This is a genomic window from Halogeometricum sp. S3BR5-2 (assembly GCF_031624635.1).
Classification (GTDB): domain Archaea; phylum Halobacteriota; class Halobacteria; order Halobacteriales; family Haloferacaceae; genus Halogeometricum; species Halogeometricum luteum.
Genome location: NZ_JAMQOQ010000007.1, coordinates 139934 through 153153, shown reverse-complemented (window position 1 = coordinate 153153; position 13220 = coordinate 139934). Strand labels below are relative to the sequence as shown.

General features: G+C 58.7%; 23 protein-coding genes and 2 pseudogenes. 7 read left to right on the top strand and 18 right to left on the bottom strand.

What is annotated here, in order from left to right:
- The 12 genes and pseudogenes from NDI79_RS21330 to NDI79_RS21275 all read right to left on the bottom strand — a co-directional run.
- Nucleotides 1-207: hypothetical protein (locus NDI79_RS21330; protein WP_310930704.1), on the bottom strand; the 207-nt coding region annotated here is incomplete at its 3' end.
- Complete coding sequence (locus tag NDI79_RS21325; RefSeq protein ID WP_310930703.1) at nt 204-1298, bottom strand: hypothetical protein; 1095 nt, start codon at nt 1296-1298, stop codon at nt 204-206. The genes NDI79_RS21325 and NDI79_RS21330, both read right to left, overlap by 4 nt.
- 442 nt (nt 1299-1740) lie before the next feature.
- Nucleotides 1741-1839: pseudogene (locus NDI79_RS21320) on the bottom strand (DUF955 domain-containing protein); the annotation flags it as partial.
- 87 nt (nt 1840-1926) lie between these two features.
- Nucleotides 1927-2274, bottom strand: coding sequence for a DUF8013 domain-containing protein (locus NDI79_RS21315; protein WP_310930702.1), 348 nt, complete (start codon nt 2272-2274; stop codon nt 1927-1929).
- A 69-nt stretch (nt 2275-2343) separates the two neighbouring features.
- Complete coding sequence (locus NDI79_RS21310; protein ID WP_310930701.1) at nt 2344-3354, bottom strand: DUF6610 family protein; 1011 nt, start codon at nt 3352-3354, stop codon at nt 2344-2346.
- A gap of 102 nt (nt 3355-3456) precedes the next feature.
- Complete coding sequence (locus NDI79_RS21305) at nt 3457-3756, bottom strand: hypothetical protein (RefSeq protein WP_310930700.1); 300 nt, start codon at nt 3754-3756, stop codon at nt 3457-3459.
- Between the two features lie 165 nt (nt 3757-3921).
- Nucleotides 3922-4389, bottom strand: coding sequence for a PIN domain-containing protein (locus NDI79_RS21300; protein WP_310930699.1), 468 nt, complete (start codon nt 4387-4389; stop codon nt 3922-3924).
- Nucleotides 4386-4637 carry a ribbon-helix-helix protein, CopG family gene (locus tag NDI79_RS21295; protein ID WP_310930698.1) on the bottom strand — a complete coding sequence of 84 codons (252 nt, stop codon included), beginning with the start codon at nt 4635-4637 and terminating at the stop codon, nt 4386-4388. Before NDI79_RS21295 ends, NDI79_RS21300 begins: the two co-directional genes overlap by 4 nt.
- Before the next feature lie 55 nt (nt 4638-4692).
- Nucleotides 4693-5355 carry a helix-turn-helix domain-containing protein gene (locus NDI79_RS21290; RefSeq protein ID WP_310930697.1) on the bottom strand — a complete coding sequence of 221 codons (663 nt, stop codon included), beginning with the start codon at nt 5353-5355 and terminating at the stop codon, nt 4693-4695.
- 37 nt (nt 5356-5392) lie between these two features.
- Nucleotides 5393-5674 carry a DUF7389 domain-containing protein gene (locus NDI79_RS21285; RefSeq protein ID WP_310930696.1) on the bottom strand — a complete coding sequence of 94 codons (282 nt, stop codon included), beginning with the start codon at nt 5672-5674 and terminating at the stop codon, nt 5393-5395.
- Between the two features lie 19 nt (nt 5675-5693).
- Nucleotides 5694-6098, bottom strand: coding sequence for a DUF6166 domain-containing protein (locus NDI79_RS21280; RefSeq protein ID WP_310930695.1), 405 nt, complete (start codon nt 6096-6098; stop codon nt 5694-5696).
- 125 nt (nt 6099-6223) lie between these two features.
- Complete coding sequence (locus NDI79_RS21275; protein ID WP_310930694.1) at nt 6224-6592, bottom strand: winged helix-turn-helix transcriptional regulator; 369 nt, start codon at nt 6590-6592, stop codon at nt 6224-6226.
- 153 nt (nt 6593-6745) lie between these two features.
- On the opposite strand from NDI79_RS21275, the gene NDI79_RS21270 reads away from it, so the two are divergent.
- The 6 genes from NDI79_RS21270 to NDI79_RS21245 all read left to right on the top strand — a co-directional run bounded on the left by NDI79_RS21270 (nt 6746) and on the right by NDI79_RS21245 (nt 9871).
- Nucleotides 6746-7153, top strand: coding sequence for a DoxX family protein (locus tag NDI79_RS21270; RefSeq protein WP_310930693.1), 408 nt, complete (start codon nt 6746-6748; stop codon nt 7151-7153).
- A gap of 84 nt (nt 7154-7237) precedes the next feature.
- A complete protein-coding gene (locus NDI79_RS21265; RefSeq protein WP_310930692.1) occupies nt 7238-7705 on the top strand; it encodes a DUF6789 family protein in 468 nt (155 codons plus the stop codon).
- A gap of 85 nt (nt 7706-7790) precedes the next feature.
- The gene (locus NDI79_RS21260; protein ID WP_310930691.1) at nt 7791-8039 is read left to right on the top strand and encodes an Rdx family protein; all 249 of its coding nucleotides are present in this window, start codon (nt 7791-7793) and stop codon (nt 8037-8039) included.
- A 12-nt stretch (nt 8040-8051) separates the two neighbouring features.
- Nucleotides 8052-8306 (top strand): glutathione S-transferase N-terminal domain-containing protein, encoded by a 255-nt coding sequence (locus NDI79_RS21255; protein WP_310930690.1) that lies wholly within the window; start codon nt 8052-8054, stop codon nt 8304-8306.
- Nucleotides 8303-8512 carry a hypothetical protein gene (locus NDI79_RS21250; protein ID WP_310930689.1) on the top strand — a complete coding sequence of 70 codons (210 nt, stop codon included), beginning with the start codon at nt 8303-8305 and terminating at the stop codon, nt 8510-8512. Before NDI79_RS21255 ends, NDI79_RS21250 begins: the two co-directional genes overlap by 4 nt.
- Nucleotides 8513-8878: 366 nt before the next feature.
- Nucleotides 8879-9871, top strand: coding sequence for an arsenic resistance protein (locus tag NDI79_RS21245; protein WP_310930688.1), 993 nt, complete (start codon nt 8879-8881; stop codon nt 9869-9871).
- 182 nt (nt 9872-10053) lie between these two features.
- Here NDI79_RS21245 and NDI79_RS21240 read toward each other — a convergent pair whose 3' ends face one another.
- On the bottom strand, nt 10054-10419 hold the full coding sequence (locus NDI79_RS21240) for a winged helix-turn-helix transcriptional regulator (RefSeq protein WP_310930687.1): 366 nt from the start codon (nt 10417-10419) through the stop codon (nt 10054-10056).
- Between the two features lie 79 nt (nt 10420-10498).
- Here NDI79_RS21240 and NDI79_RS21235 point away from each other — a divergent pair, with 79 nt between their 5' ends.
- Entirely contained in the window at nt 10499-10837 is a 339-nt protein-coding gene (locus NDI79_RS21235) for a Zn-dependent oxidoreductase (RefSeq protein WP_310930686.1), read from the top strand.
- 57 nt (nt 10838-10894) lie between these two features.
- Here the strand turns inward: NDI79_RS21235 and NDI79_RS21230 are convergent, their stop codons facing one another.
- The 5 genes and pseudogenes from NDI79_RS21230 to NDI79_RS21210 all read right to left on the bottom strand — a co-directional run bounded on the left by NDI79_RS21230 (nt 10895) and on the right by NDI79_RS21210 (nt 13163).
- Entirely contained in the window at nt 10895-11290 is a 396-nt protein-coding gene (locus NDI79_RS21230; protein WP_310930685.1) for a DUF7567 family protein, read from the bottom strand.
- A gap of 76 nt (nt 11291-11366) precedes the next feature.
- Nucleotides 11367-11732 (bottom strand): DUF7568 family protein, encoded by a 366-nt coding sequence (locus NDI79_RS21225; protein WP_310930684.1) that lies wholly within the window; start codon nt 11730-11732, stop codon nt 11367-11369.
- 3 nt (nt 11733-11735) lie between these two features.
- Nucleotides 11736-12227 carry a DUF7995 family protein gene (locus tag NDI79_RS21220; RefSeq protein WP_310930683.1) on the bottom strand — a complete coding sequence of 164 codons (492 nt, stop codon included), beginning with the start codon at nt 12225-12227 and terminating at the stop codon, nt 11736-11738.
- A 105-nt stretch (nt 12228-12332) separates the two neighbouring features.
- Nucleotides 12333-12773, bottom strand: a pseudogene (locus tag NDI79_RS21215) (DUF8025 family protein).
- Nucleotides 12774-12857: 84 nt separating this feature from the next.
- Entirely contained in the window at nt 12858-13163 is a 306-nt protein-coding gene (locus NDI79_RS21210; protein ID WP_425499645.1) for a plastocyanin/azurin family copper-binding protein, read from the bottom strand.
- Nucleotides 13164-13220 lie beyond the last annotated feature (57 nt).

Genomic DNA, 13220 nt, shown 5'->3' with positions numbered 1-13220 from the left:
GTCGTAGACGACATCGAGTTCGTCCAGGTCGAACCGGTCGGGTCGGAGCTCGACGGTCCCCTCCTCCAGTCTGACGCCCAGTTCGTACGCTACCTCGAACCCGCCCTCCCCGAACGTCCCCTCGATCTCGACGGCGACGTTCTCCTGGACCGCCTGCAGCTGTTCGTTCAGGCCGTCTTCCGAGACGGCGACGGTCAGCTGGCTCACTGCCCGTCTCCCGTGATGTCGAGGTCGACATACACTTCGAGCCGGTCGTCCGCGAGGTTCGGATTGTCGGGAATCGCATCCGTCTCCGGGAAGCGGACCGTCGGATCCTCCGGCGTGAGCTCCGTCTTCAGGAGGTCGTTGTCGAGGACGCTCGCAACAGTGCTCTGGATCATCTCCGAGACGCTCGGCAGGACGACGTGCCTGACGTAGAGGTCGACGTAGCACTCAATGCTGTTCTTCAGGCCGGTCGGAAGGTCGATCGCCGAGCCGTCGTCTCCCCCGCCGAGTTCGAGGTGGTCAAGTTCGAACGCGAACGCGTCCCCGTTTCCGTCCTCGTCCCCGTCGGTTCCGATGTCGACGCCGCCGACGAGGAACGCGTGCAGCTCGAAGCGGTGCATCGTGACGTCCGGCTTCCTGATCAACTCCACGTCCGGCGGGGCGAGGACTCGCTGGTCGCCGCCGACGAACCGGTCCCGCCCCGGTCCGGCGGGGAAGAAGCCGAACCGCGCTACCGACGCCGACCCCGACGCTCGGCCGCCGTCAGCGAGCGGGCGTCCGCCCGTCAATCCGTCCATGGCCTCCCCGCGGTCGACCGACCGTTGACCGGGGGGCGTTTCGCCTCCTCGGGACTGGAGGACACTCAGAATATTTTCCTCGAAGATCGACCGGTCACGGATCCGTCGTCTAAAATCTGGGGCAGCATCCTTTGGACAGCCGAGCCCCACGGCGAACGCCGCGTGGACGCCGAACTGCTGTGCCTCCAGCTCTCTACCCACGGGGAGCTCGAACTCGTCGCCGGGGTGGAAGTCGAACTCGAAAGCCGTCAGCTGCACGCAGTACTCCAGTTCGACGGGGCCGTCTGTCCCGAGCACGGGGATCCCCGACAGTTCGCTGACGCGAGGCTGGCCCCGTGCGACCTGTGCGTCCGACAACGGAACCGCCGGGTCGAGAAACTCGTCCGCGTACACGGCGATGCCCGGCGTTGCGAAGGTGAACAGTGAGGGGCGCTGGCGGAACAGATGTCGAACGAATCGATTGATTCCCTCCTCGCCGACTGAGGCGTACAGATCCTGTCCCGCGGTTAATGCCATCACGTAACAAACACCACTATAGTATAATAATATATTTGATAGGAATCGGACTGTTGATTCTGTGGGATAGTCTGGGGCTGCGGGTGTCTAGCGGTCGTAACGAGCGATACCTGATGGCCCGACACGCCGAGTCATCCACCGTTCACGTGTCGACGGTATGGTCAGGTGACACTAGCGTAAGGCTATTTCACGCTCGGGGCCCGTTCGAGTCAGGTGACTTCGTCCGTCTTGGAGAACCGCTCGGTTGGAATCATATTGGCACACGCATCGGTAGCGATTGGGTACTGGATACAGAACGTATGCCCTGAGGACGGGTCAATCGAGAATGACACTCTCCTCCCCTAGGGACCGAGCGCACCGCATTGAAATCGCTATTCCGTCGGACACGGTCCTACCAAGGATGCAGAACCCGTGTCTCCGCATACTTTCGTGAGTAGCCAAGCACGATATTGTCGATCCACGCTTCGATGGTACTGTGCATCTCGTCGTGTCGGGTGTCGGTTTCCTCGAAGGCGACCGACGAGCCACTGGTCGTAGCCATAGGTTTCAGGAAATCGAGTTCACGGCGATTGCGTCAGCTCAGATCACGCCGCGCCCCTTGGGGCGCACAATAAACGCGCGCTGGCGGTCACCGGAGGGCGGCTTTCTCGTCAGCGAAGCCGACCGCAACGAGATACGTGAGGAACTCATCGAACTGTTTCACGTCACTAGGCGTGTCCGTCGCCAGATGTCGTGCCCATTCAATAGCCCATCGGAACGCAGGGTCGGTTCCGCCCTTCCCGTGGATGTACCACCATCGGGCCGCTTTCAGTACAACCAGTGGATTCGTTGGTGGCTGTTCACTCGCGAGTCCGCGAGTAATCGACCGAATTTCCTCGGGCACATCAGCGGACTCGACTTCACCGGACTGGGTGTTCGCGATATCGACTGGAATCGCATCGATCGAGATGTCGTTCTGACGCTGTTGTTGACTCACAAAATCACCTGCTTTGAGGACTCTCGTTTGAGCCCTCGCCCTTCGGGGCGTGAAAAACAGAACGTGGCGTCACCTTGGCGGGATGTAGACACTCTGCTCGCCGGCGATTTCCTCGAGGTCGTTTCGATGCCGGTGGGTGAAATAGCAGTCGTAGCTGCAGTACCCACAGACGTCACCCGTATCGTACTCGGCGACATATGGTCCTCGTTTGGTCGTCCACACGTTCGCGCTGCACTCGGTACATGCCGCGCTTTCGATATCGTTTGGTGTGGGCCCGGAATAGCTGAGTTCGCTCTCATCCGTTTGAGGTGTCGAGTCAGGCCAGACGCCCTGGGCCTGCCAGAACGTTTTGAGCCGGCTGAGGCTATGTCGGACCGTCTTTCGGACCGTGACGTGGTCGGCGTCGCGACCACTATCGTCCCAGCCGTCGGCAGTCCAGAACTCGCCGAACTGCGCGCCGCGGTGTAGACCATTCCAGTCGAGGCCGACGATGTCAGCTGGTGGGTCACCCATCAGCGTTGGCTGAGTGAGTTGCTCTATGACTTCGAGTTGCTTGGGTGGGCTCCCGCCGAGGATGTGCACGCGACGACCCCGCCAGTCGACGGGGTCTGAGAACTCGTGAGCAAGTGTGTCCGCGTAGCCTCGTGAGTAGCCAAGCACGATGTCATCGGGAATCGCCTCGATAGCAGCACGGCATTTCGGAACGATGATGAACTCCGTCTCGGGCAGACTCCCTTGGAACTCTCGAATTGCATCGACGTACGATTGTGCTTCTGCAGTGTTGTAGGCGTCACCGATGATTCCCACGTCGGGTTCGTACTCGAGCACCCGATTGACGTATCGGTCAAGGTCGGGATTCCGGAAATCGTTATCGAGCATTCCGACCGGACAGTTGAGGGTATCGAACTGCGATTGCTGATACGTGCAGTCCTCGCGAAATCCAGGAAGGAACCCGAGGGTCAATGCATCGAGTGCAAACGGAACCCGATGGAGGAACGCCACGTATGCTGCCTGACGGGTGTCAGTGTGTGTTTGTGTAGAGCTGCTGCTAACTGGGCCTGTGCTGTCGTGAGTAGCCATGAGGAGTTTCCTGCGAGGCTCGGTCGCCCCGCAGTGCTTCGAGGGGCACGACAAACTCCTCTGAACTTAACCAACGACTGTAGGAAACAGGCTACCTGTTGGTTAACCCTCAAAGAGACACTGCATTGCTGCCTCCTCACCAGTGAGCGTCTGCTGGTCGGCGTCCGTATCCGCGAAGAGCGTGGACTGATCTCCTGATGAGGACTGCGTTACTTCTGGTCGGTCGTCGACGCCGAACTGACTCGCCTCGGGTCGATCGAGCCGCGAGTCTCGGTCGCGATGATCGACGTCTGCACCGAAGTCTTCGAGTGAGGTTTCGACACTCGACTCTGTCACTTCGAGTTGTCCATCGTCTCCGAACACGGTCTGTCGTTGAATCTCGATCTCTGGTCGGTCGCTCATCTGATGGAGCCTCCACCCATACTGAGGGCGATAAACAGCTCATACTCAGAGATTCGGTCTTTTCGGTGAATTGCGCTCAAAACAAGCCAGTGACCGGCCAAGTTAGGAGTACTCCCCTTCGTAGTGAGTCCCCGATTTGGGCTTCAGAGGATACATTAGAATTTATCAGGTCGATTTCTCGAGGAGCGCGATACCTCGTTCAACCACAGCGTCGGTAATGAACAGGCTGGTTTCTGTTTGGAGTGCTCGCATCAGCTCGGCCGCTTTTGATTTGGCGAGTTTTCCGCGAGTGTAGCTGAGAACAATGATACCGATTGAACCATGCACTTCAACATCGATGTCCTCAGCAGCGTCTCTTGCAGCGAGGTCATCAGTCAAAAGGACTGCTGAGCGCTCAGATGCAACTGCAAGAGCAGCAGTCTCGCCAGGGTCTAAATCAGCGGTGCGTTCAGTTATCTCTGCCTCAACGAGCTCGTACTCGATGGTACTGAGTGCCGACGGAACTGTACCTGTCTTGAGCTCCTCGTATACCGTTTGTGGGATGAGGAGTTCATCGACTACCGAGAGCAACTGAAGCGCATCGATTTCGTCGAGGTGGATGAGTGGGCCTGTGTCAGCGACCGCAACGATCACGCATTCAGGCCCCACCGAACATCATCTTCGACTGCCTGCAGCTCGCGTTCTGCACGCTTGACGCGGTCGCGCCCAACGAATTCGATCGCTGTTTTTCGATCGATTTCGTCGTTCATGTATCGGGAGAGAATGAGATCTACCCAGAGGTCTTCGACACCGCGTTCCAGTGCCTGTTCGAGGATCTCCGACTCGGGGAGGCCTCGCGCTTCCGCGATTTCTTGCACCCGTTCGGTGAGATCCGTGGCCATGTCCTCACAATTGCTCTACGATGACTTAAACGTCCGTGGATGCTCTGTTGGCAGCTCAAGACAGTTTGGGCTGGACCTTGTCAGTGTCGACGTCGTCGTACATCCGCCCGAGCATGTCGAGTGCCGACTCGAAGGTCGCGTAGTACTCGGTTGCGAACGCCACGGTATCTTGAAGCGGGATAACGGGCCGTCCGTCGACTATCTCGGCATCGATCTGTGACCGTGGTTCCAGAACGACCTGAATGGCGCCATCGAGGTCATCAGCGGGCTGGCGCTCCTCTGTCGTCGGGATTCCGAATCGGTCAAAGAACGACGTCCAGGCGTCGAGGTCGGACTCGTAGACGGCGATGAACAGCGGATAGTCCGCCGGGTCGCGAGCGACTTGGTAGCCACCGCGGGTCCAGACGTAGACCGCATCGATGGCAGTGTACGCAAACTCCATATCCGCGAACTGCGGGAGGACGTACGCTTCTGAAATCGACGGTGGCGAGGTGGCTGCTGCCGCCGTCAGGAACTTGAGACCGGCGTCTCGGAGCGTTTGATCGACGAGGCGGAGGCCATTATCGTACGCGACGTATCCCGCCTCCTCAAGGCGATCCACAACGCGCCGAATTGTCTCCCGGTTCTCGTCGATTTTCCGTGCGACGGCGGAGATGGAGTCTCCTGGGTTGAGCGCGAGGATGACCTTGAGTTCCTTCTCACCACATATTTCGTACATCCTATAGTTACACAACTCTGTGCAACACTCAAAAGAATTACTCTTCGTGTGGGTCTGTTGGCTGCATCTGGCGGATGTCCTCGGCGAGGTCGTGGATGTACGCGCGGAGGGTTTCCATGTCCTCGCGGGCCTCTTCGAGCGTTTTCGCCTTCACTTTGGCTGTGACCTTATCCTGGTCGCGGGTCCCAGTGCCGCGAGTCAGCTTCACCGTGAGTGAGACCCCGACATCGCTTCGCTCGACGTATTCGGTTGGTGCCTGTCGCTCACTGTTTTCGGTCGATTCTGCCTTCGTACGGGACTGCTGTGTGTGTTCTGGCATGGATTGTTCTCTGTGATCGTTAGTTGACGGACGGTGCGACTGGTTCTTTGACTGTCTCGCGAAGGGCGGCGTCAATCTCTCGTCCGGTGAGTCGCCAGTAGCCGTCGGAACCTGTACACTCCAGCTGGCTCACCACCTCGGTCTTGAACGCCATGTACTCCGCCAGTGCCACCTCCTCATCGTCGGTGTGATCGAGCAGGAGCGCGAGCGCGAGTTGAGCCGGGCCACTCCCACCATATCCCCATTCGAAACCCGAGGGACTGTGACTCGTCAACTCGAGACTCCGATCGAGTGTGAGCTGTTCCTGGTCAGGATGTTTCTCGACGATGGCGCGGCCTCGACGACGGTAGCCGACGTAAACGACGTCGGCGTCAGCCGAGGCGCGTGGCTGTTCGTGCGAGTGTGGGTCGGTAAATCCACTCATAGGTCTGTTCGCGGGATGCTCGTTCGAGCACCCCCGCACCCCTCAGGGGGCGAAAAACCTCTCTCTGCGGTCGCCTGAATCGTCGAGCGCAGACCTATACCGAACTCAGCACAAGAGGATCGGTCTCAGCTACAAGACGTCTCTTTGAGATAGTCTTCTCCCCAGGCGTCCATTGCCTTGATAACGGGTTCGAGCGAGGCACCCTGCTCGGTCAGGGAGTACTCCACCCGAAACGGTTTCTCGCTCACGATCGCTCGATTCACGAGGCCATTGTCTTCCAAATCCTCAAGACTGCTCGAAAGCACGGTACTGGAGATCGATTCGATTTCGTCTTTGAGCGCATTGAACCCGAGCGGGCCATGTGCAAGCAGTCGGTGGACGATCACCGGATGCCATTTCTTCCCGATGAGGTGGGCTGTACACGTCACCGTACACCAGTCGTCGTCAGCGCACCACGACGCAACGCACTCTTCGTCTTCGATTGCTCTACTCATTCGTCTCTAGGGGTACTGGAATTGGACCTAATATTATTTCATTACTAAATCACTGTCCAGTACCCGGTAGGGATACCTAAGTTGATCTGGAAACCGTACCTCCTCAGTGCGAGCTTCGCTGACGCTTATTCGGGTTCTTGGACATTGCCCATTATGGAACGTCCGTATGTTGATCGTATCGAGTCGGTACGGCAGTCCGTCCCGGAGTGGGTTCACACCGGGCTTCGGCTCGTCCTCATTGCTCTCGTCGCGAAACCGGCCCTGAGTAAGGTCGTCACCTACGGGAGTTCAGTCTCTTTTTTCGAAGCCATTGGGATTTCAGCTCCTGCAGCGATGGTCATCGTCTCCGGCCTCATCGAAGTGGGAGCGGTTGTCCTCCTCTTCATCGGCATTGGGGAACGACTCGCGGCTGTTTCCCTGATACCGGTGATGCTCGTGGCGATATTGTACGTCGGGCCGGATTGGAAGAATCTCAGCGTCCTCTTTGGAGCGATGGGACTCCTTGTCTTGGTGACTGATTTCGACGCTGTCTGGCATCCAATCGATCGCCGACTCGGTTAGGTCGCGCTCACCTGGTGTGGATCACTGAGTCCGTCAGTTAGGGCTTGTCTTAGCCTTATTTGGTCGCTTACGGTCTCTTCGAGTGTGACCCAACATAGACTCCGAGCGGGGTTCGGCTACGGTGTCGTCGCGACAATCGCGATGTCAATCCTCATGCTCCTCGCGCTGATTTCCGGGAACTCTCCGATGCCCCAGCCAATTCCAAAGGCGGTGGTTGCGCACCTCTTCAGAAGCGGCCTCCCGAAGCCGATGCTGATGCTACTCGCCGTGGGACTCCATCTTGGCTATGGTGGCGTCTTCGGCGCGCTTCTCGCACGAGTTGCGCGCCCCGTGACGATCGGGAAAGGCCTCGCATTCGGTGTTGGTCTCTGGGTCCTGATGCAGGTCGCATTCCTGCCGTTCCTCGGCTGGGGACTATTCGGGATGGCGATCACGCCCAAGATCGCGGTTGCCACGCTTGTCCTGCACCTCGTCTACGGTGGCGTGCTCGGGTGGGCGCTGGATCGCCACACAGTGTCGACGAGTGGTGAATCGGTCACGACCGCTGACTGAGAAGAGCCTGGTTAGCTCGCGCTAACCCGGTTAGGATACCCTTGTCTTAGCTTTACGGCGATTCCGTTCCGAGTAGAGAGTAGGTATGACCGCAATCGAAATCGAATACTGCGTGCCGTGTGGATTGCTCGAGCCCGCGATTGAAACCCAGACGCGGCTTCTAACCGAGTTTGGTCAGGATCTGGACGGGGTCACCCTCTCCCCTGGCCACGGTGGGGTATTCGTCGTGACCGCCGATGGCGAGACGATCTGGGACAAAGAGGTGCATGGAGCTGACCTTGACCTGAACCTCATCGTCGAGGCGATCAACGACCAGCTCCCAGCAGAAACCTAATTCACTGTATCCATGCTCGAACTCTACCAAGCAGAGGGCTGTGGGTACTCGAAAAAAGTCCGTGAAGCGTTGACCGAGTTCGGTGTCTCGTACGTCATTCACAATCCCCGAACCGCTGCGGGTGAGACGCGAAACGAACAGACTCACGACGAACTCCGAACGCTAGGTGGACAGGATCAGATTCCGTTCTTGGTTGACCATCAGCGTGGCGTCACGATGTACGAAAGCGGCGATATCGTCGACTATCTGGAGGAACACTACGCATGACTACTGCCGTCGAAGATGAGTGTCCGGTCTGCAACTCCTCACAGCGGGCGAAAGAGCGGTTCGCAGTAGCCAAAGTCGCTGAGCATATCCTCGAGAAGGCCCGACGGGACCAGGATCACCAGCAGTGGATCGATGAGTACACCACGAACGGCACGCTCGCCGAGATTCGAGAGGCTCTCGAACAGCATGATCGTCCTCGGCAATAGCTGATGGTTGGCACCGACGTTACACTTGATAGGTCGTGGCAAATTATCAGCGCCTTTCCGTTATGGACCTCATTTCGGGAAGCAACTAGTCCTCCTTCTGGGGGGATCGAGCATTGACAGCCACGGGAGAACTATCGATGCGAACTTACCCCTGTCGTCCCAGATTAGCTATAATGAGAGAGCTGGGGTGGTTCTTCGTCGGTGCCGGACTGCTGTTCGTGCTTCACCCAAGCGCCGCTGCTCGATATCCCGACAGTGACCCAGACGGTCAACGACTGGTTCGCTACGTTGGCGCACCCACCTTGGTGGTTCTTGGACTACTGATCTCCCTCGAAACCACAATTCAATAACGACAGTAACTGCTCTATGACACGACTCTCGAAACAGTGGATTCAGCACAATCAGGTCGGAGTGTACGCTGTCGCCGTCCTCATCGCGATTGGGGTCGGTCTTGGACTACCGGGCGCGAGTTCCATTCTAGAACCGCTTATCAACCCCATCCTCGCGGTGCTATTGTACGTGACGTTTCTGGAGATCCCATTCGTTCGGATTCGGCGGGCGTTCCGGAACGGCCGGTTCATGGCGGCTGCGCTCGGGATGAACTTCGTGGTTGTCCCGGTTGTCGTGTTCGGTCTCACCCGATTTCTGCCCCAGGAGCCGGTGATTCTCGTTGGTGCGTTTATGGTGTTGCTGACGCCGTGTATCGACTACGTCATCACGTTCACAGACCTCGCGGACGGGGACGCCGAGCAGATCACTGCCGCAACGCCGGCACTGATGCTCGTTCAGTTGCTGTTGCTCCCGCTGTACCTCTGGCTGTTCATGGGCCAGCAGGTGGCCGAGTTCATCGAGGCTGGCCCGTTCATCGAGGCATTCGTCGTGATTATCGCACTGCCGTTGGCGCTCGCGTGGGCGACTGAACTCTGGGCAGATCGATCGGACCGTGGTGAAGCGTGGCAGGAGACGATGGGCTGGTTGCCGGTGCCCATGATGGGGGTGACGCTGTTCGTGGTTATTGCCTCACAGCTGCCGCGCGTTCAGGATTCGATCGGGCAAATCGCGGCTGTCGTTCCGGTGTACGTGGCGTTCCTCGTCATCATGCCGCTGCTCGGTCGACTCGCTGCTGGACTGCTCGGAATGGACGTCGGTGAGAGCCGCGCGCTCGTGTTCACATCCGTAACGCGGAACTCGCTGGTTATCCTTCCGCTGGCGCTGGCGTTGCCGTCGGGATATGCACTCGCGCCGGCGGTTGTCGTGACGCAGACGCTCGTCGAACTGACTGGAATGGTTGTCCTGACACGAGTTGTTCCGGGATGGCTCTTGCCGGACGCCCCATCCCCGATTCCGTCGGGCACGTAACAGGCGAATGTGGCGGGACGGCTGGTCATGTGCGTTTCTCTCGTCGGTATCGATCGACAACGAACAGTACGTTCGTCGGTGTCGGTAACGCTGCTCGAAGCCAACAGGAACTTCACGCAGGGCGAGCGAATTGCTGCGACGCTGTCGATTAGAATACGTGGCTTCGCCGCTCGCGGTAAGCGCTAGGTGCCGTCATCCTGTTCCTCTGCCCATTCGAGGAGCGGGTCGAGTCGCTCGCGGAGTTCCTCACCCTTCTCGGTGAGTTCGTACTCGACGCGCGGCGGGATTTCGTTGTACTGTTCGCGGGAGAGCAACCCTGCCTCGACGAGGTCGTCGAGACGAGTTGACAGCGTCGAACTGCTCACCTCGCCGAAGGTCTCCTCGATCTCGCCGTATCTCGCAGGCTCGATCGCGCCGACAACGCAGATCACTTGCATCGCGTACCGCCGACTGAGCAGATCCATTACGCCGCCCAAAGGGCAGTAGCAGGTAGTCTCGGTGTTCTGTATCTCTGGGACGTCAGGTGACGAGTCTGGTGTTTCTGCCATAGCTTTCATTCGCCGAACTTGGTGCAATACTTCGGACTTGACAGTATAAACACTGCCGTATTCAAAGTAATTGTGTATCATGAGTCAAAACGACTCGTCACGAGAGGTTGCATGTACGCTCACTGAAGAACAGGAGCGAGAGCGAAGTAAGGAGGCCCGATCGCGTCTCATCACCACCTACCTCGGGTTTGAAGAGTCTGAAGACGGCGTGACGATTCGGTTCGACGGAACTGACGAGGCGCTCATCGCAGCTGCGCAGTTCATCTCGGCAGAGTTGCAGTGCTGTGCGTTCGCCGAGTACGAACTCGCAGTGACGCCACCGTACGAGGAGACGGTGTTGACCATCACCGGTCCCGACGGAACGCGACAGCTGTTCCGCGACGGACTCGTTGATCGACTGGAGGCCGAGACAGCGTAAACGACCACTCTGCAACGGTCCATTCGACCGACTACCGAGCGGAATTCTGGGGTGTGCCTATGCGAGGTGCGCCACCTCGTCAGGTTCCTCGAGGTCGTCGAACTCACCGCGCTTGACCGGCTCCCAGTCATCGCTGGGTTCGGGACTCCACCAATCGACTGTGTAGGCACCCGGTGCGCCGAAAATTTTCACCCTCGCCGACCCATCAGGCAGGTCGCGGCGCAGTTTCTCGTCGACGTGGAGATTCCAGGTCGTGTCGGTATCGAAGCAGGCGAGGACAGCTTCCTCGTAGCCACGATCTTCTTGCGACTCTTGGAGTTCCACCTGTGTGTTACAGTGCTTGCAGAACACGCCCTCGAAGGGGATGTGGCTGAACACCTCGTGTCCGCAGACGGGACACCAGAGGAACTCGAACAGTGCCTCACTGTGACGGTTGAGTACTTCGAGGCTCATCTGTGGATCTGGCCCGTGTGACTCGGGCCACCCCTTCCTGCCCCAGAAAAACACCCTCGCTGGACGTTCAGTGACCTCAGCGTTCAGCGCCGTAGACGATCTTCGAGCGAGCTTCGTAGCCACAATCGGGGCAGTCGAACCAGCGCTGTACGTTCGCCCCGTCAGCTGCCTTCTCACCGACGAGAACGTCGTCGTTCGGGCACTCAGGGCAGGTCAGCTCAGAGAGTGGTCTGTCTCGGAGAGCGTCCCGAAAGACTTTCGCCTGCTTCGTCTCGAAGCCACGTGACCAGACCGGATAGCCGTCGACGAGGATTGCTGCCCGCCACTTGTACCGGTCAGAGTCCGGTGCACGGTGGAGAACGGCTCGGGCTCCAGTCTCGGTGTTTCGATACGCGAGCGACGGGGTGCGGCTCTCTCGTGTCCAGTTGGTGATCCGGGGCATCGGTTAGAAGTGGACGTCGGCGGGGACGATCCAGAGGTCTTCACTCTCTTCGAGGAGTCGATCCAGTTGTTCGCGATGCCGGATGCCGGTCGCGTGCTGATCGTACAGGAACACCGACGGACCGTCGTACGCGCCGACTTGATGGAACGCGTGCCGAGCGAGGTCCTCATCGCGCATGATTTCCTCATCGGAGAGGTCGTCGATGGCTTCCTTCACGCGTTCGAGATTGCGCTCGAATTCTTCTTTTGTCGCTTCCCACCCTTGGTCGAGTAGGGCCTGCCCACCGTCCGAGTCAACGGGGGCTGCGGCCGGTAGATCGCCCCATCGAGCCTTGCCCGCAACCGTCGTGTTCTCCTCGTCGAAGCAGACGTAGTAGTCGAACACGGCGGATGAATGTGGGTCTGCGCCCACCAGCCGGTCGAACACCGTCTTCCCAGTGGCCAACGCGTCCTTCTGTGTCGATGCCTCTACCAGGGTGTATATGACCATGTGCATCGGTTTTCACCTTCGTCTGCCGACGCACGCGACTGCACACTACGTCACTACGTGATGCGCCGGCATCCATCGCCGGCGCTCAAAAAATAGTACTGACGGTGCTGGCTAGACGTTCTCGATTTCCGACTGGCAGCTCTCCTCCTCGACGGTGATCGTCAGGTCTCCGCTCTCGTAGTCGGCCTCGAACTCGACTGAGAACGTATCCGAGTTGTAGGCGGCGTGGTACGCACGATGTCGCTTGAGCGACCCGGTCGCCTTGAAGTGGAAGAAGGCAGCAGCTGTGTACGGTTTGCTTGCTGTTTCGATTTGCGCTTCGACTGATGCCGGGAGTGCGATGTGCGGCGTGTCACTGTCGATTCCGGCGGCGAAGGCTCGAGCTTCGTCGACGCTTGCTTACGAATGTGCTGGCGTCTCACCGGTCAACACATTCACGGGTGTGTCTGTCTGGTCTGTGAATAGTACGTCTTCGAAGGTGTGAGTGCCGAGAATCGCGTCGGGGCTCAGCTCACACTCCTCAAACGGATCGTTCGATGGGTGTTCAGACATTGAATCACGAAGCCCTGAATGGGCTCAGTAATTCAGCCCTCGAAAAACAGATCCTGTTGCTCGGCTGGGAAACCGCTCAGAGCTCTACTCGACCGTTACAGTGCCTGTCATCCCTGAGCTTTCGTGTGGAATGCACACATACTCGTACGTCCCAGTGATGTCGAAGGTGTGTTCGTACGTCTCGTCGGTAGCGAGCAGCCCTCCACTCACGTCGTTTCGTGCTGCTCTCTCAGACTCGAATCCCCCACTGGCGAAATACGCTGCCTCCGTGGGAATCCTGTCCCCATAGGCCGTCACTGTATGCCCGACCTCGCTATCGTTCACCCATCTCACTGTTGTGCCGGCGCTTACAGTGACCGTCTTTGGATCGAACGCGAAGTCTTCGTTCATCGAGACACGCGTCGTCCCGTCGGGGTTGCTGTTGGACGAACAACCTGCGATTGCCGT